The 25,982-nt window shown below is 65.3% G+C and carries 23 protein-coding genes; 16 read left to right on the top strand and 7 right to left on the bottom strand.

The window, feature by feature from the left end; genetic code table 11:
- Together B2W55_RS26775 and B2W55_RS26780 are read right to left on the bottom strand one after the other, a co-directional pair.
- Positions 1-663 (bottom strand): MFS transporter (locus B2W55_RS26775; protein ID WP_291532390.1); only part of this gene is annotated, 663 nt, incomplete at its 3' end.
- Between the two features lie 86 nt (positions 664-749).
- Positions 750-1,934, bottom strand: a complete 1,185-nt coding sequence (locus tag B2W55_RS26780; RefSeq protein ID WP_024579676.1) for an HlyD family secretion protein — start codon at positions 1,932-1,934, stop codon at positions 750-752.
- Between the two features lie 124 nt (positions 1,935-2,058).
- Between B2W55_RS26780 and B2W55_RS26785 the strand changes: the two genes are divergently transcribed.
- On the top strand, positions 2,059-2,799 hold the full coding sequence (locus B2W55_RS26785; RefSeq protein WP_343206170.1) for a TetR/AcrR family transcriptional regulator: 741 nt from the start codon (positions 2,059-2,061) through the stop codon (positions 2,797-2,799).
- A 10-nt stretch (positions 2,800-2,809) separates the two neighbouring features.
- On the opposite strand, the gene B2W55_RS26790 is transcribed toward B2W55_RS26785, so the two are convergent.
- Entirely contained in the window at positions 2,810-4,507 is a 1,698-nt protein-coding gene (locus tag B2W55_RS26790; protein ID WP_145987182.1) for an ATP-binding protein, read from the bottom strand.
- 150 nt (positions 4,508-4,657) lie between these two features.
- Complete coding sequence (locus tag B2W55_RS26795; protein ID WP_024579679.1) at positions 4,658-5,584, bottom strand: LysR family transcriptional regulator; 927 nt, start codon at positions 5,582-5,584, stop codon at positions 4,658-4,660.
- 148 nt (positions 5,585-5,732) lie between these two features.
- On the opposite strand from B2W55_RS26795, the gene B2W55_RS26800 reads away from it, so the two are divergent.
- From B2W55_RS26800 to B2W55_RS26835, 8 genes are all read left to right on the top strand, one after another.
- Positions 5,733-6,770 (top strand): class 1 fructose-bisphosphatase, encoded by a 1,038-nt coding sequence (locus tag B2W55_RS26800; protein WP_035635280.1) that lies wholly within the window; start codon positions 5,733-5,735, stop codon positions 6,768-6,770.
- Positions 6,771-6,781: 11 nt separating this feature from the next.
- Positions 6,782-7,657 carry a phosphoribulokinase gene (locus tag B2W55_RS26805; RefSeq protein ID WP_024579681.1) on the top strand — a complete coding sequence of 292 codons (876 nt, stop codon included), beginning with the start codon at positions 6,782-6,784 and terminating at the stop codon, positions 7,655-7,657.
- A complete protein-coding gene (tkt, locus tag B2W55_RS26810) occupies positions 7,654-9,666 on the top strand; it encodes a transketolase (RefSeq protein ID WP_024579682.1) in 2,013 nt (670 codons plus the stop codon). The genes B2W55_RS26805 and tkt overlap by 4 nt, the downstream gene beginning before the upstream one ends.
- A 15-nt stretch (positions 9,667-9,681) precedes the next feature.
- Positions 9,682-10,764, top strand: a complete 1,083-nt coding sequence (gene fba / locus B2W55_RS26815) for a class II fructose-bisphosphate aldolase (RefSeq protein ID WP_024579683.1) — start codon at positions 9,682-9,684, stop codon at positions 10,762-10,764.
- A gap of 37 nt (positions 10,765-10,801) precedes the next feature.
- Complete coding sequence (locus tag B2W55_RS26820) at positions 10,802-12,259, top strand: form I ribulose bisphosphate carboxylase large subunit (protein WP_035635343.1); 1,458 nt, start codon at positions 10,802-10,804, stop codon at positions 12,257-12,259.
- Between the two features lie 21 nt (positions 12,260-12,280).
- The gene (locus tag B2W55_RS26825; protein ID WP_024579685.1) at positions 12,281-12,706 is read left to right on the top strand and encodes a ribulose bisphosphate carboxylase small subunit; all 426 of its coding nucleotides are present in this window, start codon (positions 12,281-12,283) and stop codon (positions 12,704-12,706) included.
- Positions 12,707-12,816: 110 nt separating this feature from the next.
- Complete coding sequence (gene cbbX, locus B2W55_RS26830) at positions 12,817-13,782, top strand: CbbX protein (protein WP_024579686.1); 966 nt, start codon at positions 12,817-12,819, stop codon at positions 13,780-13,782.
- The gene (locus tag B2W55_RS26835; protein ID WP_024579687.1) at positions 13,779-14,495 is read left to right on the top strand and encodes an HAD-IA family hydrolase; all 717 of its coding nucleotides are present in this window, start codon (positions 13,779-13,781) and stop codon (positions 14,493-14,495) included. Before cbbX ends, B2W55_RS26835 begins: the two co-directional genes overlap by 4 nt.
- A 277-nt stretch (positions 14,496-14,772) precedes the next feature.
- Here B2W55_RS26835 and B2W55_RS26840 read toward each other — a convergent pair whose 3' ends face one another.
- Complete coding sequence (locus B2W55_RS26840) at positions 14,773-15,093, bottom strand: hypothetical protein (protein ID WP_145987181.1); 321 nt, start codon at positions 15,091-15,093, stop codon at positions 14,773-14,775.
- Here B2W55_RS26840 and chvE point away from each other — a divergent pair.
- Genes chvE through B2W55_RS26860 form a run of 4 tightly spaced genes read left to right on the top strand, consistent with a single transcriptional unit; the run spans position 15,086 to position 19,869 of the window.
- Entirely contained in the window at positions 15,086-16,153 is a 1,068-nt protein-coding gene (gene chvE, locus B2W55_RS26845; protein ID WP_024579688.1) for a multiple monosaccharide ABC transporter substrate-binding protein, read from the top strand. The two genes, B2W55_RS26840 and chvE, sit on opposite strands and share 8 nt — an antisense overlap.
- Positions 16,154-16,210: 57 nt before the next feature.
- Entirely contained in the window at positions 16,211-17,791 is a 1,581-nt protein-coding gene (mmsA, locus tag B2W55_RS26850; protein WP_024579689.1) for a multiple monosaccharide ABC transporter ATP-binding protein, read from the top strand.
- Positions 17,788-18,978, top strand: coding sequence for a multiple monosaccharide ABC transporter permease (mmsB, locus tag B2W55_RS26855; protein ID WP_024579690.1), 1,191 nt, complete (start codon positions 17,788-17,790; stop codon positions 18,976-18,978). The genes mmsA and mmsB overlap by 4 nt, the downstream gene beginning before the upstream one ends.
- Before the next feature lie 57 nt (positions 18,979-19,035).
- Positions 19,036-19,869, top strand: coding sequence for an inositol monophosphatase family protein (locus tag B2W55_RS26860; RefSeq protein ID WP_024579691.1), 834 nt, complete (start codon positions 19,036-19,038; stop codon positions 19,867-19,869).
- Between the two features lie 199 nt (positions 19,870-20,068).
- On the opposite strand, the gene B2W55_RS26865 is transcribed toward B2W55_RS26860, so the two are convergent.
- Complete coding sequence (locus B2W55_RS26865) at positions 20,069-21,682, bottom strand: glycosyltransferase family 87 protein (RefSeq protein ID WP_080891063.1); 1,614 nt, start codon at positions 21,680-21,682, stop codon at positions 20,069-20,071.
- Here B2W55_RS26865 and B2W55_RS26870 point away from each other — a divergent pair.
- Positions 21,651-22,346, top strand: a complete 696-nt coding sequence (locus B2W55_RS26870) for a DUF4336 domain-containing protein (RefSeq protein WP_024579693.1) — start codon at positions 21,651-21,653, stop codon at positions 22,344-22,346. The genes B2W55_RS26865 and B2W55_RS26870 overlap by 32 nt on opposite strands.
- Positions 22,347-22,396: 50 nt before the next feature.
- On the opposite strand, the gene B2W55_RS26875 is transcribed toward B2W55_RS26870, so the two are convergent.
- Positions 22,397-23,623 (bottom strand): ABC transporter substrate-binding protein, encoded by a 1,227-nt coding sequence (locus B2W55_RS26875; protein ID WP_024579694.1) that lies wholly within the window; start codon positions 23,621-23,623, stop codon positions 22,397-22,399.
- A gap of 175 nt (positions 23,624-23,798) precedes the next feature.
- On the opposite strand from B2W55_RS26875, the gene B2W55_RS26880 reads away from it, so the two are divergent.
- Together B2W55_RS26880 and B2W55_RS26885 are read left to right on the top strand one after the other, a co-directional pair.
- A complete protein-coding gene (locus tag B2W55_RS26880) occupies positions 23,799-25,430 on the top strand; it encodes a flavin-containing monooxygenase (RefSeq protein ID WP_024579695.1) in 1,632 nt (543 codons plus the stop codon).
- A gap of 139 nt (positions 25,431-25,569) precedes the next feature.
- Positions 25,570-25,980 (top strand): (R)-mandelonitrile lyase, encoded by a 411-nt coding sequence (locus B2W55_RS26885; protein ID WP_024579696.1) that lies wholly within the window; start codon positions 25,570-25,572, stop codon positions 25,978-25,980.
- The last annotated feature ends 2 nt before the right edge of the window (positions 25,981-25,982 follow it).

Here is a 25,982-nt window from a genome sequence, read left to right on the forward strand (position 1 = left end):
GAACCAGTCGTCCTTGTTGCCTTCCTCGAGTACGGCTTGCAGCGACGCCAGACCGATCGCCATCGTGGCGATGCCGAGCCAGTCGCCCTCGCGGAGCAACTGCAACTGCATCGGTTGCCGCTCCAGCGTGAGATAGAGGGTCGTGACCATCACCACGGTCGGGACCACGTTGACGAAGAAGATGGTCTGCCAGCCGTAATTCTCGGTCAGGTAGCCGCCGATGGTCGGGCCGATCGCCGGGGCAAAGGTCACGGCGAGCGCGAACATGGCTAGCCCGATCGGCTGCTGCACTTTCGGCAGCTTGGTGAAAACAAGCGTGAAAGCCATCGGGATCAGCACGCCGCCGAAGAAACCCTGCAAGCCGCGCATCGCGATCATCGAGGGCAGGTCGTGGGTGAAGGCACAGGCGACCGAGAAGGCCGCGAACAGCGTCGCGAAGCTGAGGATGATCTTGCGGAAGGAGAAGACGCGGCTGAGATAGTCGGTCAGCGGGATCACCACGATCTCGCCGATCAGATAGGACGTCGAGATCCAGGAGCCGTTGTCGACCCCGGTGCCGATGCCGCCTTCGATGTTGAGCAGCGAGGCGTTGGTGATCTGGATGTTGAGGATCGCCATGAAGGCGCCGATCATCGCCGCGACGATGGAAATCCACACCGCCATGCTGGCGCGGTTGGGATCGACCGCGGTCGCTGCCGCGCGGGGCGCGGCAGCCGGGGAGGAGAGCGCGAGGTCGGACATGGCATCACCTATTTGAAGGAGGCGACAGCGAGCTTGGGAGAGGTGCCGGAGCGCGGCGCCTCGGCAGGTTGTGACGCAGTTGCGATGGTCGGGATCACGGACATGCCGGGCCGCAACTCGACAGGCGTCGCGTCGAGCGCGATCTTGACGGGGATGCGCTGCACCACCTTGGTGAAGTTGCCGGTGGCGTTATCCGGCGGCAGCAGCGCGAACTCCTGGCCGCTGGCGGGCGCCAGGCTGTCGACATGGCCGCGCACGACCTGGCCCGGGAACATGTCGACCTCGATCTCGACCGGCTGGCCCTTGCGGACATTGGTGAGCTGCGTCTCCTTGTAGTTCGCGATCACATAGGCGCCGGTGGCTGGCACCAGCGACATCAACTGCGTGCCGGCCTGGACGAACTGGCCGGTGCGCAGGGTGCGGTTGCCGACCACGCCGTCGATCGGCGCACTGATGGTGGTGTAGCCGAGGTTCAGCTCAGCCTGATGCTGGAGCGCGGTGGCGCGTCCCTGCGCCGCGACAGCCTGGGCGATGTCGGCCTTGAGCAGCTCGACCTGGCGGAGCGCGGAGGCGAGGTTCGCGGTGTCGCGGGCCACGGCGGCCTGCGCGCTGGCGTAACGCGACTGCGCCTGCTGCGCGTTCTGCACGCTGCCGAAGCCGGTGCCGGCGAGGTCGGTGTAGCGCTTGTTCTCCTGCTCGGCGAAGGTCTGCGTCGCGCTGTCGACGGCGAGCGTCGCGCGAGCGGCTTCGATCACCGAATGCTGCACGTCGAGCTGGGCGCGCTTGCTGGTGATCGCGGCTTCCGCGGCCGCGACGTCGGCCTTGGTCTGGTCCAGCGCCACCTTGAAATCGCGATCGTCGATCCGTGCCAAGATCTGGCCGGCGCGCACGTGCTCGTTGTCGCCGACCAAGACCGCGCTGAGATAGCCGGAGACCTTTGGCGCGATCGTCGTGTTGTCGGCCTTCACATAGGCGTCGTCGGTCGAGACCTGAAAGCGGCCGACCGTCCAGTAATCCCAGCCGTACCAGCCGCCGCCCGCGAGGACGGCGAGGGCCGCGCCAGCCAGCAGCAGGCGGCGCAGCTTGCCTTTCGCAGCGGTCGGCGCCGGGGCCTCCGCGCTGCCGATCAATTGCTTGGCGGTCTCGGCCGGAACCTGGCTCTCGGCCTTGAAGGCGGTCTCATGTTGGCTCATGGCAGTCGCTCCTGGAGCTCTCTATCCCTCTGGCAAACCGTGGGAATTCTGATCTCGGCGACCCGGGATAATTAGGAAACTTGATGTTTTCCAAAATAGAGCCCATATTGGGAGTGTCAATAGAATGACAGGCATCATCCAAAAGCATGGCTCGGCGATGAACCGGAATGACAAAGATCAGACTGAGCAGGCTCTGGCGGTGCCGGAGCGGCGCGGCCGCGGCCGGCCGCAACTGCGCTCCGACGAGGAGACCCGCGCGCTGATCTATGATGCTGCGCGGCGCGAGTTCTCGGCGCGCGGCTTCGCTGCGGCCAGCATCGCCGACGTCGCCTGCCGCGCCGGCGTCTCCACCAAGACGCTGTACCGGCTGGTGCCGACCAAGCTGGCGCTGTTCGAGGGCACGGTGACGGACCGGATGGACCGCTTCATCTCCGCGGTGAATCTCGGCGCGTGCGACGGTCGCGATATCGCAACCGCACTGGAGCGGGCGCTGCTGGCCTGTGCCGAACTCATCCTCGATGTCGAGGTCATCGCGCTTCAGCGCATCATCCTGGCCGACAGCGACAAATTCCCCGATATCGCCGAGATGTTCTACGAGAAGGCGATGCAGCGGACGCTTGGCGCGCTGGCGGCGTGGCTGGGCGTGCAGCAGGGGCGAGGACGGATCGCCGTCGATGACGCGCAGGCCGCCGCGGGCATGCTGCTCGGGATGCTCGTCTTCCAGCCGCAACGCGACGTGATGTACGGCCACCGGCCGCCGTTGTCGCGGGCGCAGGTCGAGGCCCGGGCCAAGGCCTGTGCGACGCTTTTCCTGTCCGGATGCGCGGTGCCGGCCGATCAGAGCCGATCCAGCTTCGACCGCTGATGCTGCCGCGCTACTTGGCCGCCACCGCCGACGCCGGAGGCTGCGTCAGCACCTGGCGGATCATCCGCGCGAGATCGGCCTTGCGGTAAGGCTTCGGCAGCAGCGTCACGTCGGGATCGAGACGGCCGTGGTGGATGATCGCATCCTCGGTATAGCCCGAGGTGAACAGCACCCGCACCGAGGGCAGCTTTGCGACCACGGCATCGGCCACCTGCCGGCCGTTCATGCCGCCGGACATGATCACGTCGGTGAACAGCACGTCGCAGACGAAGCCGTTGTCGACCGCGGCCAATGCTTCCGGCCCGTTGGCCGTGACCATGGTGCGGTAGCCGAGCTGCTCGAGCTGAGCGCTGACGTAATTGCGGACCAGTGGATCGTCCTCGACCACCAGGATGGATTCATGGCCGCCGCGCGTGTCGACCGGAGGCGGCGGCTCGACGTCGACCATGTCGCCCATGCTGCGCGGCAGATAGAGCTTGATCGACGTGCCGTGGCCCTCTTCGGAGTAGATCTTGAGGTGGCCGTCGGATTGCTTGATGAAGCCGTAGACCATGCTCAGCCCGAGGCCGGTGCCCTTGCCGGTGTCCTTGGTGGTGAAGAACGGTTCGAACACCTTGTCGCGGATCCCTGCGGGGATTCCGCCGCCGGTGTCGCTGACCGCGACCATCACATACTCGCCCGCGCGCACGTCGGGGTTGGCGGCGGCATAGACCTCGTCGAGAATGACGTTGCTGGTCTCCAGCATCAGCTTGCCGCCATCGGGCATCGCATCGCGGGCATTGACCGCCAGATTGAGCAATGCGGTCGCCATGTGGTTGGGATCGATGAAGGCCGGCCAGGCATCTGGCTCGAGCGCGGTGTCGATCTCGATCTGCTCGCCGAGCGAGGGGCGCAGCAGCCTGGCTGTGTCCTGCACCAGCGTGTTGAGATTGGCTTCCCGCGGTTGCAACGGCTGCTGCCGCGAGAACGCCAGCAAATGCTTGGTCACCTCGGCGCCGCGAAACGCTGCATCGCTGATCATCTTCGTCACCGACGACAGCGCGGCATCGTGCTCGACGGCCTCGGCGAGGATGTCGATCAGGCCGGTGATCACGGTCAGGATGTTGTTGAAGTCGTGCGCGATGCCGCCGGTGAGGTGGCCGACGGCCTCCATCTTCTGCACCTGGCGCAGCTTCTGCTCGGTTTCAAGCTGCTCGCGGGCCTCCTCGACCTCGCGGGCGCGCATGAAGATTTCCGCTTCCATCTGCTCGGTGCGCTCGCGCAGCCGGTCGGTCAGCTTGTCCTGCTCGGCGCCGCGCTGCTTCAGCTGGATGAAGCTGGTGACGTCTTCGACCCGATGGATGATGTAGGTGAATTGTCCGCTCGGCCCGAACACCGGCGTGTTGCGCGGGCTCCAGTAGCGTTCCTCGAAGCCGCCGCCCTCCGACTCGGGCTTGCGGATGTCATATTTCTGCACAGACATGGTGTCGGGGCGGCGGAACTGGACCACGCGCTCCAGCGAGGAGCGCAGATTGCGCACCCCGTCGGCGGCTGGATCAGCCGGATTGTCGGGAAAGACTTCGAACAGCCCACGGCCGAGGATTGCGGCGCGCTCGGTCCTGGTGGCGCGCAGATAGGCGTCGCTCACGGCCACAATGCGGAACTCAGGCTGGGTCAGCACCAGATAGAGGCCGGGCACCGCCTCGAATAACGCCTTGAAGTCAGGCATCGGCGGGGACTGGTTCTGCAGTTCATCCTCCCTCGCAGGGATACGGTCCACTAGGTGACCGCGATCAAGATGTGGCACGCGTTTGGCGGAACTTCAATGCCTAACATACGGCACCGGCTTGGTCTTTTCGATCGTGCCGGCGCCGCGGCTCTAGCGCGAATTGGGCAGATAGCGCCAGCCCTCCTTGCCGAGGAAATCCAGCATGGCCTGCGCGGGCGGCAGCAGGATCTTGTCGGTGCGCCTGATTGCGTGCCACTGCCGGACGATCGGCAGGCCCTTGACCTTGAGCACCACCAGCCGGCCGTCCTCCAGCTCGTGAAAAACCGTGTGCTGGGAGATGAAAGCGATGCCGAGACCGGCCATGACCGCCTGCTTGATGGTCTCGTTGCTGTCCATCGCCATGCCGAGCTTCGGCTCCAGTCCGACCCGCTCGAAATATTGCTGCATCAGCATCCGCGTGCCTGAACCTTGCTCGCGGGTGATGAAGGTTTCATTGGCGAGCTCCGGTGCGGCGACGTGCCGCCGTCGTGCCAGCCGGTGATCGGGTGCGGCGATGATGAAATGCGGATGCCGGCCGAGCGGCTTCATCTCGACCTCGACATCGGCGGGCGGCCGGCCCATGACGGCGATGTCGAGATCATAACCGCGCAGCGCGTCGCGGATCTCCTCGCGGTTGCCGATCCGCAGCGTCACTTCGATCTTGGGAAAGCGGCGCGAGAACGCCGCGATCGCGAACGGCACGAAGTATTTCGCGGTCGAGACCGCGCCCATCGCCACGCGTCCGCCGCTGCGGCCGGCGATCATGTCGAGCGATTGCTCGCAGTCCTTGAGCGCCGCCTCGATCCGCTCGACCAGCGTCAGCACATGCGCGCCGGCATCCGTCACCGCCATGCCGTCGCCGGTGCGCTGGATCAGCGGCAATCCCGCAAGCGCTTGCAGGTTGCGGAGTTGCAGCGTCACCGCCGGCTGCGTCAGGTTGAGGCGGTTCGCCGCCGACGTGATCGAGCCCGCCTCATGCACGGTGGACAGTGCGCGCAGCTGGCGGATCGTCAAGTCGCGCGAGAAGTTGCCGGCCATGCCGAATTCCATAAGAAAAACTTTGCCCGGACCAAAGATAATGAAATTTCCCTAATTGGGCAATTCGCGCGTTGATACGGCGAAGGCGACTCCATGAGGTCGCCTCTCGAAGCCTCGGGACAGAGGGCGCGATCATAGGGAGAGGCCGGTGGAGACCAGTCCTGCATTGCATGCCCATCTGGAGTGGCCGGCGCGGCAAAACCCGTTGCGCGCCGCGACCGTCAAAGTCATCGAAGCGCTGGCCGGTGCCGCGATCGAACTCTCGCGCATCATCGCGGCCGGGCCGCTCGCCGGCATCCGCGGCGAGGGCGGCGGTATCAACCCCGACGGCGATCGCCAGACCTCCATCGATATCGTCGCCGACCGCCTGATGCGCGATGCGTTGCGTACCGTGCCGGTCGCTGGCGTCCTGTCGGAGGAGATCGAATTGCCGGAGACGATCGATTGCGACGCGCCGCTCTGCGTCGCGATCGATCCGCTCGATGGCTCGGCGAACCTCGCGAACAACATCTCGGTCGGCACCATTTTCTCGATCCGGCCGAAGGGCCACGACGTCATCTCGACCTTCTTCGAGCCCGGCACGGCGCAATGCGCCGCCGGCTGCTTCATCTACGGTCCGCAAACGGTGCTGGTGCTGGCGCTCGATCAACATGTCGACTGCTTCACGCTCGACCCGCGAACCGGCGAGTTCGTCCTGACCGCGCGGGACCTGCGGGTGCCGCAGGGCGCGTCGGAGTTCGCCATCAATGCCTCGAACCGGCGGCACTGGAGCGGCCCGGTGCGCAACTACATCGACGACTGCCTTGCCGGGGTCAACGGCGAACTCGGCCAGGACTACAACATGCGCTGGATCGGCTCGCTGGTGGCGGAAGCCTACCGCATCCTGATGCGCGGCGGCGTGTTCCTGTATCCGGCCGATGCGCGCAAGGGATACCGCGAGGGCCGGTTGCGTCTGCTGTACGAAGCCCACCCGATCGCGCTGATCATGGAATGGGCCGGCGGCGCCGCGTCGAGTGGCCGCTCGCGGATCCTCGAATTGTCGGCGCGGACGCCGCATCAGCGGGTGCCGCTCATCATGGGATCGGCGCGCGCCGTGCGCGACGTCGATGCGATCCACCTGACCGTCGAGCCGTTGTTCGAGAGCAGCGATGCCCCGCTGTTCGCGCGGCGCGGCCTGTTCCGCTGACGGAGGATCGTATGTCTCGCAGGCATCCCATCATCTCGATCACCGGCTCGTCCGGCGCCGGCACCACCTCGGTGAAGAAGACGTTCGAGAACATCTTCCGCCGTGAGAACGTGGTCGCGGCCTATATCGAGGGCGACGCGTTCCACCGCTACGACCGCGCCGAGATGCGCAGCCTGATGGCGGAGCGGGCCGAGCGCGGCAACAAGCACTTCAGCCATTTCAGCCCCGAGACCAATCTGTTCGAGGAGCTGGAGAAGCTGTTCAGCGACTATGCCGAGACCGGCACCGGAACGACGCGGCACTATGTGCACGATGACGAGGAGGCACGGCTCTACGGCGCCAAGCCAGGCACCTTCACCGCATGGGAAGCACTGCCGGAGAATTCCGACCTGCTGTTCTATGAAGGCCTGCATGGCGCCGTGGTCACCGACAAGGTGAACGTGGCGCAGCACGCCGACCTCAAGATCGGGGTCGTGCCGGTGATCAACCTCGAATGGATCCAGAAACTGCATCGCGATCGCAGCCACCGCGGCTACTCCACCGAGGCGGTGACCGACACCATCCTGCGTCGCATGCCGGACTACGTGAACTACATCTGCCCGCAATTCACCGAAACCGACATCAACTTCCAGCGCGTGCCGACGGTCGACACCTCGAACCCGTTCATCGCGCGCTGGATCCCCACCCCCGATGAATCGATGGTCGTGATCCGGCTGAAGAACCCGCGCGGCATCGATTTTCCGTATCTGCTCTCGATGATCCCGAACAGCTTCATGTCGCGCGCCAATTCGATCGTGGTTCACGGCGCCAAGCTCGACCTCGCGATGCAGCTCATCCTGACCCCGCTGATCCTGCAACTGATCGAACGAAAGAGGCGAACGATATGACCGCGCTTGCGTCCGTTGCCCGCCGCCCCGACGTCAGCCACGACGAGATGGCCAACGCGATCCGCTTCCTCGCCATCGACGCGGTGGAGCGGGCGAAGTCCGGCCATCCCGGCATGCCGATGGGCATGGCCGATGTCGCGACCGTGCTGTTCACCGACTTCCTGAAATTCGATCCGGCCGATCCGGCCTGGCCCGACCGCGACCGCTTCGTGCTGTCGGCAGGGCACGGCTCGATGCTGCTCTATGCGCTGCTCTACCTGACCGGCTACGAGAGCATGACGCTCGATCAGCTCAAGGCGTTCCGGCAATGGGGATCGCAGACCCCGGGTCATCCGGAGCATGGTCATACGCCCGGCGTGGAGACCACGACCGGTCCGCTGGGGCAGGGCATCGCGACCGCGGTCGGCATGGCGCTCGCCGAGCGATTGATGAACGCGCGCTTCGGCGACGACCTCGTCGACCATTACACCTATGTGATCGCCGGCGATGGTTGCCTGATGGAGGGCCTCAGCCATGAGGCGATCTCGCTCGCCGGCCATTTGCGGCTCAACCGCCTGATCGTGCTGTTCGATGACAATCACATCTCGATCGACGGCGCCACCTCGCTGTCCTGCTCGGACGACCAGGTTGCACGATTCCAGGCCAGCGGCTGGAACGTGTGCCGCATCGACGGCCACGATCCGCAGGCGATCACTGCTGCGATCCGGCAGGCGCGGTCGAGCGATCGTCCGTCGCTGATCGCCTGCCGCACCGTGATCGGGTTCGGCGCGCCGAACCGGCAGGGCAGTGAGAAGGTGCATGGCGCGCCGCTCGGCACCGACGAGGTGGCGAAGACCCGCAGCGCGCTGCACTGGCCGTATCCGGCCTTCGAGATTCCCGATGCCGTGCTGGCCGAATGGCGCGAGCTCGGCGGCCGTGGCCGCGATGCGCGGCGCGCCTGGATCGAGCGGTCGCGTGCCGCCTGCAAGGGCGAGCGGTCTCCGTTCCATGATGCGCTGAACCGGAGACTGCCCTGCGCCTATGTCGAGGCGATGACGAAGCTCGTGCAGCGCTTTGCAAGCGAGAAGCCGAAGCTCGCCACCCGCCAGGCCTCGCAGCAGGTCATCGACGTGATCGCGGACGCCTTGCCGAACCTGCTCGGCGGCTCCGCCGACCTCACGCATTCCAATCTCACGCTGGCGAAGTCGCAGGTTCCGGTGCGGCCGGACACGCTCGACGGCAGCTACATCCACTACGGCATCCGCGAGCACGGCATGGCGGCGGCGATGAACGGCATCGCGCTGCATGGCGGCTTCATTCCTTATGGCGGCACCTTCCTCAGCTTCGCCGACTACAGCCGGCCGGCGATCCGTCTCGCGGCACTGATGGGCATCCGGGTCATCCATGTGATGACCCATGACTCGATCGGGCTTGGCGAGGACGGGCCGACGCACCAGCCGGTCGAGCATCTGGCGGCGCTGCGGGCGATCCCGAACCTGCTGGTGTTCCGTCCGGCCGACGCGGTCGAGACCGCGGAAGCCTGGGACTGCGCGCTGAGGGCGGAGAGCTCGCCGTCGATCCTCTGCCTGTCGCGGCAGGCGCTGCCGACGGTTCGCGACGGCAGCAAGGACAACCAGGTCGCGCTCGGCGCCTACGTTCTGGTCGAGCCGGCCTTCGGGCGTGACGTCACCCTGATTGCAACGGGTTCGGAGGTGGCGATCGCGCTCGAAGCCGCAAAGCTGCTGGCGGAAGGAGGAGTGCAGGCCGCGGTCGTCTCGGCCCCGTGCTTCGACCTGTTCCGCCAGCAGCCGAGCGACTATCGCGCAGAGGTGCTGGGCAGTGCGCCGCGCGTCGGCGTGGAAGCTGCCGTCGAAGGCGACTGGACGCGCTGGCTCGGTGACGACGGCGCTTTCGTGGGCATGACCGGCTTCGGCGCTTCGGCGCCGGCCGACGTGCTGTACCGCGAGTTCGGCATCACGCCCGCGGCGGTCGCTGCCGCAGCGAAACAGCTCATTCAACGAGCGAATTGAAGGGAGGACGCCACGATGGCGCGGATCACACTGAGGCAATTGCTGGACCATGCCGCCGAACGCGGCTACGGCGTGCCGGCCTTCAACATCAACAACATGGAGCAGGGCCTCGCCATCATGGAGGCGGCGGCGGCCTGCGATGCGCCGGTCATCATCCAGGCCTCGCGCGGCGCGCGCTCCTACGCCAACGACATCATGCTGGCGAAGATGATCGATGCGCTGGAGGAGATGTATCCGCAGATCCCGCTCTGCCTGCACCTCGATCACGGCAACGAGGAGGCGACCTGCGCCACCGCGATCCGCTACGGCTTCACCTCGGTCATGATGGATGGCTCGCTGAAGGCCGATGCCAAGACCGCGGCCGACTATGACTACAATGTCGACATCACCCGCCGGGTCGTCGAGATGGCGCACTGGGTCGGCGCCTCGGTCGAAGGCGAGCTCGGCGTGCTCGGCTCGCTGGAGCACGGCGGCGGCGAGCAGGAGGATGGTCATGGGGTCGAAGGCACGATCGGCCACGATCAGCTTCTCACCGATCCCGACCAGGCGGTCGACTTCGTGCGCGCCACCAAGGTCGACGCGCTCGCGATCGCGATGGGCACCTCGCATGGCGCCTACAAGTTCACGCGCAAGCCGGACGGTGAAATCCTGGCGATGCGGGTGGTCGAGGCGATCCACGCCCGCCTGCCGAACACCCATCTGGTGATGCACGGCTCGTCCTCGGTGCCGCAGCCGTTGCAGGACACGTTCAATGCGTTCGGCGGCGAGATGCCGCAGACCTGGGGCGTTCCGGTCGAGGAGATCGTCCGCGGCATCAAGCATGGTGTGCGCAAGGTCAACATCGACACCGATTGCCGGCTGGCGATGGCCGCGGCCTTCCGCAAGGTCGCCACGCAGTCGAAGAGCGAGTTCGACCCGCGCAAATTCCTCAAGCCCGCGATGGATGCGCTGCGCGAACTTTGCCGCGACCGCTTCGAGCAATTCGGCACGGCCGGCAATGCAGCGCGGATCAAGGTCGTTGCGCTGCCGGAGATGGCCCGGCGCTATCGCGCCGGCGCGCTCGATCCGCAGATCGGAAAGATCACCCAGGCCGCCTGAGCAATTGGCCAGCAAAAGACAGGAGATTGAGATGAACATGCAGCAGTCGATCACCGTGCGCGGCAAGGATCGCTACAAGTCCGGCGTGATGGAATACAAGCGGATGGGCTATTGGGAGCCGAATTACGAGCCCAAGGACACCGACGTCATCGCGCTGTTCCGCGTCACGCCGCAGGACGGCGTCGATCCGACCGAGGCCTGCGCCGCGGTGGCGGGCGAGTCCTCGACCGCGACCTGGACCGTGGTGTGGACCGACCGGCTGACCGCCGCGGAGAAGTACCGCGCAAAATGCTATCGCGTCGATCCGGTGCCGAACTCGCCAGGCAGTTATTTCGCCTATATCGCCTATGACCTCGATCTGTTCGAGCCGGGCTCGATCGCGAACCTGACCGCGTCGATCATCGGCAATGTGTTCGGCTTCAAGCCGCTGAAGGCGTTGCGGCTCGAGGACATGCGGCTGCCGACCGCCTATGTGAAGACCTTCCAGGGCCCGGCGACAGGGATCGTGGTGGAGCGCGAGCGGCTCGACAAGTTCGGTCGGCCGTTGCTCGGCGCCACCGTGAAGCCGAAGCTCGGCCTGTCCGGCCGCAATTACGGCCGCGTCGTCTACGAGGCGTTGAAGGGTGGGCTCGACTTCTGCAAGGACGACGAGAACATCAATTCGCAGCCCTTCATGCATTGGCGCGACCGCTTCCTGTATTGCATGGAAGGCGTCAATCGCGCACAGGCGGCTACCGGCGAGGTCAAGGGCACCTACCTCAACGTGACCGCGGCCACCATGGAAGACATGTACGAGCGCGCCGATTTCGCCAAGCAGCTCGGCTCCGTCATCATCATGATCGACCTCGTGATCGGCTACACGGCGATCCAGTCGATGGCGAAATGGGCGCGCCGCAACGACATGATCCTGCATCTGCATCGCGCCGGCCACTCGACCTACACGCGTCAGCGTTTGCACGGAGTCTCGTTTCGCGTGATCGCCAAATGGATGCGGCTCGCCGGTGTCGATCACATCCATGCCGGCACCGTCGTCGGCAAGCTTGAAGGAGACCCGGCGACGACGCGTGGCTACTACGACATCTGCCGCGAGGACTTCAACCCGATGACGCTCGAGCATGGCGTGTTCTTCGATCAGCCTTGGGCAAGCCTCAACAAGATGATGCCGGTCGCCTCGGGCGGCATCCACGCCGGCCAGATGCACCAATTGCTCGATCATCTCGGCGAGGACGTCGTGCTGCAGTTCGGCGGCGGGACCATCGGTCATCCGAAGGGTATCCAGGCCGGCGCCACCGCCAACCGCGTTGCGCTCGAAGCCATGATTCTCGCCCGCAACGAGGGCCGCGACTACGTCCACGAAGGTCCGGAGATCCTCGCCAAGGCCGCCCAGACCTGCACGCCGCTGCGCGACGCGCTCGAGGTCTGGAAGGACGTGAGCTTCAACTACGAGTCGACTGACTCGCCGGACTTTGCCCCGACCGCGACCCCGGCAACGTGACGCAGCGAAAGGAGAACCGACATGAGAGTGACCCAAGGCTGCTTTTCTTTCCTGCCCGATCTCACCGATGAGCAGATCGCAGCGCAGGTGCAATACTGCCTCGACAAGGGCTGGGCGGTGAACATCGAGTTCACCGACGACCCACATCCCCGCAACACCTATTGGGACATGTGGGGTCTGCCGATGTTCGACCTGCGCGATGCCGCCGGCATCATGAAGGAACTCGCCGATTGCCGCCGTGTCTATGGCGAGCGCTACATCCGCATGAGCGGGTTCGATTCTTCCCATGGCTGGGAATCCGTGCGCATCTCCTTCATCGTCAACCGGCCGAAGAATGAGCCCGGCTTCCGGCTCGAGCGGCAAGAGGTCGGCGGCCGGAGCGTTAGTTATACGACCAGGGCTTACGCGCTGGATCGCCCCGAGGGCGAACGCTACGCAGATCAGTGACCGCGTCCGGTTGGCAAGCCAGGCGAATTGCTCCCTCGACCGCCTGGTCCGGATGCACTTCTCCGTCGTCGCCGCAGCGGCGACGGAGCTTTTCTGAAAGCGAGAGGATAATGACGCAAGCGCAGGAACAAGTCCAAGAACAGACCAGCGAACTTGTCGACGAGCAGATCAGCGAGACGCCACCCGAGACCATCGACCTCAGGCTCGAATTCGCCGATCTCGGAATCGGCGAGGTGCTCGACCAGCTCGATTCCGAACTGATCGGCCTCAAGCCCGTGAAGACCCGCATTCGTGAGATCGCCTCGCTGCTGCTGGTCGAACGCATCAGGCAGAAGATGGCGCTGGCGACCACGTTTCCAACCTTGCACATGTCGTTCACCGGCAATCCCGGTACCGGCAAGACCACCGTTGCGCTCAAGATGGCCGGCATCCTGCACAAGCTCGGCTTCGTGCGCCGCGGCCACGTCATCAGCGTGACGCGCGACGATCTCGTCGGGCAATATATCGGCCACACCGCGCCGAAGACCAAGGAGATCCTGAAGAAGGCGATGGGCGGCGTGCTTTTCATCGACGAAGCCTATTACCTCTATCGCCCCGAGAACGAGCGCGACTACGGCCAGGAGGCGATCGAGATCCTGTTGCAGATCATGGAAGCGCAGCGCGAGGATCTGGTGGTGATCCTGGCCGGCTATGGCGACCGGATGGAGAAATTCTTCCAGAGCAATCCGGGGTTCCGATCGCGCATCGCGCATCACATCGACTTCCCGGACTATTCCGATGGAGAGCTGCTCTGGATCGCCGAGCTGATGTTGCAGCAGCAGAATTATCGTCTGTCCCCGGAAGCGCGCGAGGCCTTCGCCCGATACATTGCCATCCGCAAGCAACAGCCGCTGTTTTCCAATGCGCGCTCGATCCGCAACGCGCTCGACCGTATCCGGTTGCGCCAGGCCAACCGGATCGTGGCCAAGCTCGATCGCACGCTGACGGCCGACGACGTGATGTCGATCGAGGCCGGCGACGTGCTGGCCAGCCGGGTGTTCGGCAAGGGGACCGGCGCGGCGGGCGAGGGGCGATGAACGAGGCGCTCGCGGCGATCCGCACCAGGGCGGCGCGCGAGACGATCGCAGGCGCCCGCGCGCTGATCTTCGACGTCGACGGCACGCTCGCCGAAACCGAGGAGGTGCACCGCCGCGCCTTCAACGCGGCGTTCGCCGAGGCCGGCCTCGACTGGTTCTGGGATCAGGTCACTTACGCGCGGCTGCTTCGGGTGGCCGGCGGCAAGGAGCGCATCCGCGCCTTCGATCAGCGCAATCCGGTTCCGTCGCTGAGCTTCGCCGAGATCGCCGGACTGCACCGCATCAAGACCGCGCGCTATGCCGCGCTGATCGCGGCCGGCGGCTGCCCGTTGCGGCCGGGCGTGCGTGCGCTTGTTGGCAACGCGCGCCGGCGTGGCCAGCGGCTGGCGATCGCGACCACGACCTCGCACGGCAACATCGACGCGCTGCTTTCGGTCGCGCTCGGGCTGGGCTGGGCCGATCTGTTCGAGACGATCGTCGCCGGCGACGATGTTCCGCGCAAGAAACCCGCGCCCGACGTTTACGTCGAGGTGCTGGCCAGGCTCGCGCTTGCGCCGGCGGACTGCATCGCCGTCGAGGATTCCGGCAACGGCCTCGCCGCCGCTGCGCGCGCCGGGATTCCCGCGATCATCACCCGAAGCGCGTATTTCGGCGATGATGATTTCACCGGGGCGCTGCTGGTGGTCGATGATCTCTCCGAGATCGACGAATAGGGGACGCAGCCGGGCAACTCGCTCCGATCAATTTATTCAGATACTTAAATAAATCGCGCTTGCATCCATCCCATAGTAGGGGCAACCTTGGCCGGAAGCAGTGCCGATCCGCCATACGCTCTGGCGGTAGGTGATAAACAGCAACAATTCCGGGAGATGGCGCCTCATGATCCTCAGTGCCCTGGATCAATTTATTCGGTTGATTGAATAAATCGTGCTTGCATCCATGGTAAGGTAGGGGCACCATCCACCCAAGATTGCCAGATGCAGGACCAAGCTACCGGAAGTTATGGGGGACGTTGGTGCTTGCAAGAATTCCGGGAGACAGCGCCTCGTGATCCTCCAGGTCTACGCCTCGTTCGTCCCACGGCATGACCGGCGGGTGACCGGGCACGGCGGGATCGACAGAGGTGATCGCGCGGAGTGAGCATGGCGCTGTTGACGGGTTCAATCGACATTCCGCGATTTCGGTTCGTGACGGCCCGGTGCCGATCGGGCATCGCTGGAGATCTGCGACCAGCCAACGAATGATCGCCATCGATTGATGCTGGCGACGGTATTTCAACTCAAAAAGGCCAAGGGAGAGACGCATGTTCAAACTGAAAGTCTCGGTGTTTGCGCTGGCGTTGGCATGTCTCGGCGGGGCCGCGTCGGACGCGTCCGCCCAGAGCAAGCCGACCATCGGCATCGCGATGCCGACCAAATCCTCGGCGCGCTGGATCGACGACGGCAACAACATGGTCAAGGTGCTGAAGGAGCGCGGTTACGGCACCGACCTGCAATATGCCGACGATGACATTCCGAACCAGCTCTCCCAGGTCGAGAACATGGTGACTAAGGGCGCCAAGGTGTTGGTCATCGCGGCGATCGACGGCACCACGCTGTCCGACGCGCTGAAACAGGCCAAGGCGCAAGGCATCACGGTCATCGCCTACGACCGTCTGATCCGCGACACGCCGAATGTCGATTATTACGCGACGTTCGACAATTTCCAGGTCGGCGTGCTTCAGGCGAGCTCGCTCGTGAATGCCCTCGGGCTGAAGGACGGCAAGGGGCCGTTCAACATCGAACTGTTCGGCGGCTCGCCCGACGACAACAACGCCTATTTCTTCTACGATGGCGCGATGTCGGTGCTGAAGCCCTACATCGACAGCGGCAAGCTGGTGGTCGCCAGCGGCCAGATGGGTATGGACAAGGTTGCGACCCTGCGCTGGGACGGCGCCACCGCGCAGGCGCGCATGGACAATCTGTTGAGCGCGTTCTACGGCAAGAAGCGCGTCGATGCCGTGCTGTCGCCCTATGACGGCCTGTCGATCGGCATCATCTCCTCGCTGAAGGGCGTCGGCTACGGCAGCAAGGACCAGCCGATGCCGTATATCAGCGGCCAGGATGCCGAGGTGCCCTCGATCAAGGCGATGCTGCGCGGCGAGCAATACTCGACCATCTTCAAGGACACCCGCAATCTCGCCAAGGTCACGGCCGACATGGTCGACGCCGTGCTGAGCAAGAAGGAGGTCACCGTCAACGACACCAAGACCTACAACAACGGGGTCAAGGTGGTTCCCTCCTATCTGCTCAAGCCGGTCGTGGTGGACAACACCAATTGGGAGAAAGTCCTGATTGACAGCGGCTACTATAAGCGCTCGCAATTCGACTAGGGCGGGCGAGCGGGAAGCGCCGCGCCGAGGCCGACTGACATTGCGGGACATGATCCGATGACGGCAATGCTGGAGATGCGCGGCGTCAGCAAGAGCTTTGCCGGCGTGCAGGCGTTGCGCGACGTCGGTTTCACCGTCGAAGCCGGCCAGATCCATGCGCTGGTCGGCGAGAACGGTGCCGGCAAGTCGACCCTGATGAAGGTGCTGAGCGGGGTCTATCCCGCCGGCAGCTATGACGGGTCGATCCTGTTCGACGGCGAGGAGCGCCGGTTCGGCGACATCAACGATTCCGAAGAGCTGGGGATCATCATCATCCACCAGGAGCTGGCGCTGATCCCGCTGATGTCGATCGCCGAGAACATCTTTCTCTCGCGCGCGCCGTCGCGGTTCGGGGTGGTGGATCGCAACGCCGTGTACCGGCGGACCGCCGAGCTACTGGCGCAAGTCGGCCTGCGGGAATCGCCTGATACGTTGGTCACCGACCTCGGCGTCGGCAAGCAGCAGCTGGTCGAGATCGCCAAGGCGCTGTCGAAGCGGGTGCGCCTTCTGATCCTGGACGAGCCGACCGCGAGCCTCAACGAGGCCGACAGCGCCGCATTGCTGGACCGGCTGCTGGCGTTCCGCGAGCAGGGCATCGCCTCGATCCTGATCTCGCACAAGCTGAACGAGGTCGCGCGCGTCGCCGACCGCATCACCGTGCTGCGTGACGGCCGCACCGTCGACAGCATCGATTGCCGGACCGAGCAGGTCGACGAGGACCGGATCATCCGCAGCATGGTCAACCGCGACCTCGCGCATCGCTTCCCGGAGCGCAACGTTGCGATCGGCGATCCCGTGATGACGGTCGAGAACTGGTCGGTGTATCATCCGCTGCACACCGCCCGGCAGGTGATCAAGAACGTCGACTTCACGGTGCGGCGCGGCGAGGTGGTCGGCATCGCCGGCCTGATGGGCGCCGGCCGCACCGAGTTTGCCATGAGCCTGTTCGGCCGCGCCTGGGGCTACAACATCACCGGCAGGATCAGCCTCGACGGCCGCGAGACGCATCTTCCGAACGTGCCGGCCGCGATCCATGCCGGCCTTGCCTATGTCACCGAGGATCGCAAGCAGCTCGGGCTGGTGCTCGCCGACGACGTCCGCAAGAACGTGACGCTGGCGAGCCTCCGCCAGGTGTCGGAGCGCGGCGTGATCGACGATGTCGTCGAGCTGAAGGCCGCGAGCGATTACCGCAACCGGATGCGGATCCGCTGCTCCGACGTCTATCAGGAGACCGGGCAGCTCTCGGGCGGTAACCAGCAGAAGGTGGTGCTGTCGAAATGGCTGATGACCGATCCGCAGGTGCTGTTGCTGGACGAGCCGACCCGCGGCATCGACGTCGGGGCGAAATACGAGATCTACTGCATCATCAACGAGCTCGCGGAGGCCGGCAAGGGCGTCGTGGTGATCTCGTCGGAAATGCCGGAACTGCTCGGCATCTGCGACCGGATCTGCGTGATGAATGACGGCGCTTTCGTCGGCGAGTTCGGCAAGGACGAGGCCACGCAGGAGAAGATCATGCGCGCCATCATGCGCAATGTCCGGATCTCAGGAAGCGTCGCCCATGATGGTGCCGTGCGGGTGGCAGGAGGAGCGCAATGACCGACAAGACGGTGTCACTTCCCGAGGCGCCCAAGCATTCCGGCTTCATCAAGAACAATCTGCGCAACTATGGCATGCTGCTGTCGCTGCTGGCGATCATGCTGTTCTTCGAGATCGTGACCGACGGCACGCTGTTGCAGCCGGTCAACCTCACCAATCTCGTGCTGCAGAACAGCTACATCGTGATCATGGCGCTCGGCATGCTGCTGGTGATCGTGACCGGGCATATCGACCTGTCGGTCGGCTCGGTCGCCGGTTTCGTCGGCGCGGTCGCGGCGGTGCTGATGGTGACGTACCACGTCAGCTACCCGATCGCGTTCATCGCCTGTCTGCTGGTCGGTGCCGCGATCGGCGCGGCACAGGGCTACTGGGTGGCCTATTTCAAGATTCCGTCCTTCATCGTGACCCTGGCGGGCATGCTGGTGTTCAAGGGCCTTGCGCTCGCGGTGCTGCAAGGCCGGTCGGTCGGGCCGTTTCCGCCGACCTTCCAGAAACTCTCCTCGGGCTTCATCCCCGAGCTGTTTCCGAGCGCCGGCACGCTCTATCCGACCTCGCTTGCGATCGGCATCGTGCTGGCATTCGCGCTGGTGCTGGCGAGCGCCAGGGGGCGCGCGCGCGAGCAGTCGCACGGCATCGAGGTCGAGCCCTACGCGTTCTTCGTCGCCAAGAGCATCGCGCTGGCGGGCGCGGTGCTCTACTTCACCTATCTGATCGCCTCGCATCGCGGCCTGCCGAACGTGCTGGTCATCATGACCGTGCTGATCGCGCTGTATGGCTTCGTCACGCGGCGCACGGTGATCGGCCGGCAGATCTATGCGGTGGGCGGCAATGCCAAGGCCGCGAAGCTCTCCGGCGTCAAGACCGAGCGGCTGACCTTCTTCACCTTCGTCAACATGGGCGTGCTGGCCGCGCTGGCCGGGCTGGTGTTTGCGGCCCGGCTCAACACCGCGACCCCGAAAGCCGGTCTCGGCTTCGAGCTCGACGTCATCGCCGCCTGCTTCATCGGCGGCGCGTCGGCCTATGGCGGCGTCGGCCGGGTCGGCGGCGCGGTGGTCGGCGCCATGATCATGGGCGTGATGAACAACGGCATGTCGATCCTCGGCATCGGCATCGATTACCAGCAGGTGATCAAGGGCCTCGTGCTGCTCGGCGCCGTCTGCATCGACGTCTACAACCAGCGCCGCTGACCGCCACGCGGTCATATTTCTGCGGTAAGGTGCCTGCGCAATGCAGGAGAATGCCGCGTGAAATTGTCCCATGCCGATGCGCTGAACATCGGGAACATCCTCGCCGAAGTCGGCCACCGCGAGATCATGCCGCGGTTCCGCCGCGTGCGCGAGATCGAGGTCCGCACCAAGACATCCGCGTTCGACGTGGTCACCGAAGCCGACGAGCTCGCCGAGCAGGCGATCTCGGCGGCACTGCTTCGGGTTTTTCCGGATGCTTTGATCGTCGGCGAGGAAGGCACGGCGCGCGACGCGACGGCGCTCGACCGGATCGGAACCGCGGACCTTGCCTTCATCATCGATCCGATCGACGGCACGCGAAATTTCACCTCCGGCCTGCCGCTGTTCGGCACCATGGTGGCCGCGACCATCCGCGGCGAGATCGTGTTCGGCGCGATCCACGACCCGGTCTGCAACGACACCGCGTTTGCTATGCGCGGCGAGGGCGCCTGGCTCGAGCTACCGGACGGCAGCCGCTACGATCTGAAGGTCGCCGCGCCCGCACCGGTCAGCCAGATGGACGCGATCGTCGGCGTCAACTTCCTGCCGGAGCCGTTGCGGACCACGGTCGCCGGCAATCTCTCCAAGCTCGGCATGACGGCCTGGCTCCGATGCGCGGCGCATGAGTACCGCATGGCGGCGTCTGGCCATTGCCACCTGCTGTTCTACAACAAGCTGATGCCTTGGGATCATGCCGCGGGCTGGCTGCTGCATCGCGAGGCCGGCGGCTACAGCGCGCATTTCGACGGCTCACCCTACCGGCCCGTCAACCTGACCGGCGGCCTGCTCTGCGCGCCCGACGAAGCGAGCTGGCATGCGGCGCAGCAGGTGATCCTGACGCGGGCGGGTTAGTTCCATGCGGAGGGCATGCGCAACCCTTCCCGTGTCGTCCCTGCGAAGGCAGGGACCCATCCGCCGCGGCGGATGCAGGTGAAGGGACTCGCGGTTTTGGCATGGCCGCAACAATAGCCATTCGGGGTTCGCAGGGGCGACACGGAGTATGTTGCACGGCTGGCTTCTCGAGCCGCCAGGGTCTGCGCGGTCGGGCCAATCAGTGATTGGCAGTTTCTGCAAGCGGCGGATGCAAGATGCGTCGCGCGACGAGCGCGACGAGCGCCGTACAGGCGAGCGGCGCCAATTGCACGCCGTTGGCGGCCGCAGGCACCATGACGAATGGCGTCAGGTAAAGCGCAGCGAGTGCGATGCGTTCGTAGGGCAGCCAGCCTTGTGCCAGCGCTTGCGCGATCAGCCACGCGCCCGGGATCGCCAGGATCACCACCTCGTAGCTGCCGAGTGAGGGGACGCAGAGGCCGGTCGCTGCCACCATCAGCGCGATCTCGGCGGCGCCGCCGGGGCGCCTTCGCAGCACAAGGACGAGGACTGAGATCGCGATCGCGGCTGCCATCAGCTGGATGAGCCAGGCGGTGTTGCTCGTTCCGCCGGCGAGCCTGATCGCGGCGAACGGACTTACGAACTTCTCGAAGCCGGGCCGGCCATCCAGGCTCCAGGCCTTTGCTTCCGGCAGGACGCCGACAAACTTGATCCACGGCTCGATGCCGAAGATGGCGGTGGTAGCCAGTACCAGCACGAGCGTTGTCGCGATCGCCGCGGCGAGCGCGCGCCAGCGCCGTGTCAGGATCAGGACGAGCGGCGCAAGCAGGGCGAGCTGCGGCTTGTAGCTGAAACATCCGAGCAGCACGCCCGCGATCGCCGGATAGCGATCCAGCGTCGCGGCCGATCCGCCGAGCAGGGCCGCCGAGAACAGCGAATTCTGCCCGAACAGCGCGCATATCCATGCGCCGGGAAAGGCGAGCGCGGGAACGATCGATCCGCCTTTGAGCATGGCCCGCATCGCAGCCGCATAGGCTGCGCCGGTCGCGGCGATCCAGATGAAGGCGGCCGTGGCGAACGACACCAGCGCGAACGGAAGCCAGAACAACAGCGACGTCGGCGGGTAGAAGAACGGCGGGTAGCTGTTCTGGCCGAACAGGGCGGCGACGGCGGCGCGGCCTGCATCGCCATAGGCATCGGCGGCGCGGCCTTCGAGGGCGAGCTTTGCCGCGGTCCAGAATGCCGCGAAGTCGTGGCCGACATCCATCGTCGGCGCGAACCATGGAATGCTCGCAACGCAGCCGATGAACAGGAGGAGAAACATCCGGGTGAAGGCGGTGACCCGATCGGCCGTGAGCCACTCGGCGTCACGAAGCGCCGAGACCAGTCCGCCTGCGCCGGACCTGACCGACGGCGGATGCGCATCGGCGGCCTGCGTCAGAGCTGTCGGCGCATGGGGGGCTTGGCCGACGGCCGTGCGCTGGGGCATGGCGCCATCACGGCACGCGCGATCCGGCGAGCCCGCGAGGCCACGTCCGGCATCATCCGCGAAGGCCAGCCCGTGTCCCCCAAGATCCGATTTTTGCGACATCGGCCGCTTCATCCCAATCGCGTCGTGCACAGCCAACGTTTGGATCAAATCGTCTAAGGTTGCGTAAACCCGATCGTTGCAATTGGCATCGGAACCAGGTGCCGGCATGGCCCTTGCCGGCAGTGCGTCGCACCGGGCATGGTAAAGGAAGCCGGAATGCCGGCGGCAGCGTGCCGGCTGGTTCGGCTCGGACTTGCGACGGTCAACCGAAATGGCGGTACTGCTGAACTTCGGCCACGACATCTGGATTGCCGGAGGACCGAACGTGGCGGTCGCCGGGTTTCATTATCCCACCCGGATGGCGGTCGTCAGGCTTGCGGACGGCAGCCTGTTCGTCTGGTCGCCGGTCCGGCTGACAGAGGGTCTGCGGGCGGCCACGGACGCGCTGGGCCATGTCAGGCACATCGTGGCTCCCAATTCGCTGCATCATCTGTTTCTCGCCGAATGGAAGCGAGCCTATCCGGCCGCCGTGCTCCATGCCCCGCCGGGCCTGCGCAAGCGGCGCCGTGATATCGCCTTCGATGCCGATCTCGCCGATGGAGCGAGCCTTGATTGGGTCGGGCAGATCGACCAGGTGGTGATGCGCGGCAACCTGATCACGTCGGAGGTGGTCTTCTTTCATCTGGTGAGCGGCACCGTGCTGTTCACCGACCTGCTGCAACAGATTCCCGCCGAACTGGTCTCGGGCTGGCGGGCGACGATAGCGAAGCTCGACCTCATGGTCGGACCGGAGCCGTCGGTGCCGCGCAAGTTCCGTATTGCCTTCACCAACCGCCGTGCCGCGCGCGCGGCCTTGCAACGCGTCCTGGCGTGGCCGGCCGAGAAGGTGCTGATGGCGCATGGCACGCCGGTCGAGCAGGATGCGCCGGCATTCCTGCGCCGTGCGTTCGCCTGGCTGGCCGGATGATTGATGCGTGCGTCATGTCCGGGCAAGTCCGAACGTGACGCACGGAGGCTTTACTCGCTGCCGACTTCGCCGGTGATGATGTTGCCGAACAGCGTCCAGCTCTCGCCTTCGAACCGCATCAGCTGCGACTGTTCGATCGGCCGGAAATCGTTCGGGCCGGTATTGATCCTGATTCCGGGCAGGATCATCTTCGGCGCAAAGTCCTTCAGGCTGGCGGCCTGCTTCATCACGTTCTCGCGCGTCAGATCGTCGCCGCACTGCTTGAGCACTTGCGCGAGCGTTTGCGCAGCGGCGTAGCCATAGACGTGATTGCCGTTGGTCTTGTCGCCGTCGGGCATGTACTTGTCCATGAACGTCCGCCATTCCTTGGTCTCGGCGTCGTCGGCCCAGATCTTGTCGGTCGGGTCCTTCAGATAGGCGACCGAGATGATGCCTTGTGAATGCTCGACGCCGGCGGCGCGCATTACCGAGGCGACCGAAGTCGCCGTCGAGGTCAGGAAGAAGGTCGGCTTCCAGCCGAGCTCGGCGACCTTCTTGATGGTCTGCGCCGCGCCCTTCGGCGCCGCCCAGGTGAACAGGATGTCGGCGCCCGAGGCGCGCAGCGCCACGATCTGCGAGTCCAGCGTCGGATCGGTGAGTTCATACGACTTGTCGGCGACGATCATGCTGCTCGCCTTGTCGCCGAGGCCGTCGCGCAATCCCTTCAGCGCGTCCTTGCCGGCGTCGTCGTTCTGCCAGAGCACCGCGATCTTGCCGTTCGGGAATTTGTCCAGGATGTATTTGGCGTAGATGCGGCCCTCGCTCTGGTAGTTCGGCTGCCAGCCCATCGTCCAGGGAAAGTTCTTCGGTTCGCCGAACCGCGTCGCGCCCGACGCGATGAACAGGTGAGGGACCTTCTTGGCGTTGAGATATTTCTGGATCGCGACATTGGGCGCGGTGCCGAGCGGCTGGAACACCAGCAGCACCTCGTCGCCTTCGACCAGCTTGCGTGCCTGCTCGACCGATTTCGGCGGCGAGAAGCCGTCGTCGTAGCTGATGAAATCGACCTTGCGTCCGTTGATGCCGCCCTGGTCGTTGATCATCTTGAAATAGGCCGCCTCGGTGCGGCCGATCGCGCCGTAGGCGGAAGCGGGGCCGCTATAGGGCATGATGTTGCCGATCTTGATCTCGGTATCCGAGACCCCCGGGCCGTAATTCTTCTGCGCGAGCGCGGGCGACAGCGCGCCGATCATTGCCGCGGCTGCCACGCATGCGCGAAGACGAAATCCCTCCAACATCCTTCAGTCACTCCCTGATTGTTCGCTGATCGCCTTGTGGCGTCCGCGGGCCCGATGGCCGGCGCGTTGACGCCCGGCGGCAATTATCGTATGCGCTTCCGGTCTGGAAACGTTTCCAGACTAGCGCGTGTTCCCGCCGATGGCAATAATCCCTGCGACCGGAGAGATGTGACAAATGAGCAGACTGGTGCAGACGAGCCCGGACCACGGCGCGAGGCCGCCGCTGGTTGCCGAATGCGATGCCGTCGTGGTCGGAGCCGGCTTCGGCGGGCTGTATGCCATCTACCGGTTGCGCGAGCTCGGGCTGAAGGTGATCGGCATCGAGGCGGCAGCCGACGTCGGAGGCACCTGGTACTGGAATCGCTATCCCGGCGCACGCTGCGACATACCGAGCCTGTTCTACTCCTACACCTGGTCGGAAGAGCTGCGACGGGAATGGCGCTGGAGCGAGAAATACGCTGCCCAGCCGGAGATCCTGCGCTATGCGCAGCGTGTCGCCGACCGGTTCGAGCTGCGCTCGCTGATCCGCTTCGACACCCGCGTGACCAGCGCCGACTGGGACGAGGCCGGCGAGAGCTGGACCGTACGCACCGATCGCGGCGATTGCATCGTCGCGTCGATTTGCGTGATGGCGACCGGCAATCTCTCGATGCCGAACAAGCCGAACGTGCCGGGCCTGGAGCGGTTTCGCGGGCCGGTCTATCACACCGGACAGTGGCCGCATCAGGAGATCGATTTCTCCGGCCTGCGCGTCGCGGTGATCGGCACCGGTTCATCGGGCGTGCAGACCATCCCGATGATCGCGAAGGCGGCGAGCCGCCTGACCGTGTTCCAACGCACGCCGAACTACTCCGTGCCGGCGCGCAACGCGCCGCTGTCCGACGCCGATATCGCCGCCGCCGAACCCGTGATCGCCAGATATCGCGAGAGCCTCGAGACACCGGAGTTCGGGCGCGTGCCCGCCAATGCATTCGAGGCGCCGGTGCCGGAGCGCGAGGAGCAGTGGGCGCGCTATGAACAGCTCTGGGAGCAGGGTGGCGGCGGCATCCTGACCGCGTTCCCGAACATCCTCACCGATGAAGCCGTCAACGACGTCGCCTGCGACTTCGTGCGCGACAAGATCCGCGGCATCGTCGACGACGCGACCACCGCGGCGGCGCTGTCACCGCAGGACTATCCGCTCGGCGTCAAGCGCATCTGCATCGATACCGGCTATTTCGCGACTTACAACCTGCCGCATGTCGAGCTCGTCGACCTGCGCGCCGAGCCGCTCACGGCGGTCACCGAGACTGGCCTCGAGACCGCGACGCGGTCTTTCGCGCTCGACGCGCTGGTGCTGGCAACCGGCTATGATGCGATGACCGGGGCACTTGCCGCGATGCAGATCCGCGGCCGCGACGGCACGAGCTTGAAGCAGGCCTGGGCCGACGGGCCCAGCGCCTATCTCGGCCTGATGGTATCCGGCTTCCCGAACCTGTTCATCGTGACCGGCCCGGGCAGCCCATCAGTCATCGGCAATGTGATCCACGCCTGTGAGAACCATGTCGAATGGATCACCGCCTGTCTCGGCAGCATGCGCGCAAAAGGATTGACGCGGATCGAGCCCGAGCGCGATGCCGAGCAGGCCTGGATGGCACATGTCGCCGACGCCGCCAGCCGCACGCTCTATCCGAAGGCCAATTCCTGGTACCAGGGCGCCAACATCGCCGGCAAGCCGCGGGTGTTCATGCCGTATGTCGGGCAGGGCTACCGCCATCGCATCGCGCAGATCGCGCAGCACGGTTACGAGGGATTTGCATTGCGCTGAGCGTTTGCTTTCCGTCATTGCGAGCGGAGCGAGGCAATCCATCGCGAGGCATACGCGGATCAATGGATTGCTTCGGTCCGCTCGCAGTGACGAATGAAGCTGGAACCGTTTCCAGATTGGAAAAGTTGGAGGACTGAAGATGGACATCAAGCGCGCAGGAACGGTCCCGAGCCGCCGCGGCAACGCCGAATGGTTCAGCGGCACCGTATGGGCTGATGGGATCGTCAACGCACCGGCGCCGGCGCGGGTGCAGGCCGCGCGCGTCACGTTCGAGCCGGGCGCGCGCACCGCCTGGCACACCCATCCGCTCGGCCAGACGCTCCACGTCACGGCCGGCGTGGGATATGTGCAGAGCTGGGACGGTCCGATCCGGGTGATCCGCCCCGGCGACGTGGTGTGGATTCCGCCGGACGAGAAGCACTGGCACGGCGCGGCGCCGACCACGGGCATGAGCCATATCGCGATCCACGAAGTGCTCGACGGCGACTACGCCACCTGGATGGAGCACGTCTCCGACGTGCAATACGCGGCGGCGCCGCAGGCCGATTGATC

Origin of the sequence: Bradyrhizobium sp. UBA2491 (assembly GCF_002341725.1) — a bacterium.
Taxonomy (GTDB): domain Bacteria; phylum Pseudomonadota; class Alphaproteobacteria; order Rhizobiales; family Xanthobacteraceae; genus Bradyrhizobium.

What these genes read in the sequence shown, in the direction of transcription:
- B2W55_RS26835 (WP_024579687.1), top strand. Translation starts at nt 13,779, where the DNA reads ATGAACGAGGCGCTCGCGGCGATCCGCACCAGGGCGGCGCGCGAGACG.
- tkt (WP_024579682.1), top strand. Translation starts at nt 7,654, where the DNA reads ATGACCGCGCTTGCGTCCGTTGCCCGCCGCCCCGACGTCAGCCACGAC.
- B2W55_RS26780 (WP_024579676.1), bottom strand. Translation starts at nt 1,934, where the DNA reads ATGAGCCAACATGAGACCGCCTTCAAGGCCGAGAGCCAGGTTCCGGCC.
- chvE (WP_024579688.1), top strand. Translation starts at nt 15,086, where the DNA reads ATGTTCAAACTGAAAGTCTCGGTGTTTGCGCTGGCGTTGGCATGTCTC.
- fba (WP_024579683.1), top strand. Translation starts at nt 9,682, where the DNA reads ATGGCGCGGATCACACTGAGGCAATTGCTGGACCATGCCGCCGAACGC.
- B2W55_RS26795 (WP_024579679.1), bottom strand. Translation starts at nt 5,584, where the DNA reads ATGGCCGGCAACTTCTCGCGCGACTTGACGATCCGCCAGCTGCGCGCA.
- B2W55_RS26880 (WP_024579695.1), top strand. Translation starts at nt 23,799, where the DNA reads ATGAGCAGACTGGTGCAGACGAGCCCGGACCACGGCGCGAGGCCGCCG.
- B2W55_RS26790 (WP_145987182.1), bottom strand. Translation starts at nt 4,507, where the DNA reads ATGCCTGACTTCAAGGCGTTATTCGAGGCGGTGCCCGGCCTCTATCTG.
- B2W55_RS26805 (WP_024579681.1), top strand. Translation starts at nt 6,782, where the DNA reads ATGTCTCGCAGGCATCCCATCATCTCGATCACCGGCTCGTCCGGCGCC.
- B2W55_RS26875 (WP_024579694.1), bottom strand. Translation starts at nt 23,623, where the DNA reads ATGTTGGAGGGATTTCGTCTTCGCGCATGCGTGGCAGCCGCGGCAATG.
- B2W55_RS26870 (WP_024579693.1), top strand. Translation starts at nt 21,651, where the DNA reads ATGGCGGTACTGCTGAACTTCGGCCACGACATCTGGATTGCCGGAGGA.
- B2W55_RS26865 (WP_080891063.1), bottom strand. Translation starts at nt 21,682, where the DNA reads ATGTCGTGGCCGAAGTTCAGCAGTACCGCCATTTCGGTTGACCGTCGC.
- B2W55_RS26885 (WP_024579696.1), top strand. Translation starts at nt 25,570, where the DNA reads ATGGACATCAAGCGCGCAGGAACGGTCCCGAGCCGCCGCGGCAACGCC.
- B2W55_RS26785 (WP_343206170.1), top strand. Translation starts at nt 2,059, where the DNA reads ATGACAGGCATCATCCAAAAGCATGGCTCGGCGATGAACCGGAATGAC.
- mmsA (WP_024579689.1), top strand. Translation starts at nt 16,211, where the DNA reads ATGACGGCAATGCTGGAGATGCGCGGCGTCAGCAAGAGCTTTGCCGGC.
- B2W55_RS26825 (WP_024579685.1), top strand. Translation starts at nt 12,281, where the DNA reads ATGAGAGTGACCCAAGGCTGCTTTTCTTTCCTGCCCGATCTCACCGAT.
- B2W55_RS26820 (WP_035635343.1), top strand. Translation starts at nt 10,802, where the DNA reads ATGCAGCAGTCGATCACCGTGCGCGGCAAGGATCGCTACAAGTCCGGC.
- cbbX (WP_024579686.1), top strand. Translation starts at nt 12,817, where the DNA reads ATGACGCAAGCGCAGGAACAAGTCCAAGAACAGACCAGCGAACTTGTC.
- mmsB (WP_024579690.1), top strand. Translation starts at nt 17,788, where the DNA reads ATGACCGACAAGACGGTGTCACTTCCCGAGGCGCCCAAGCATTCCGGC.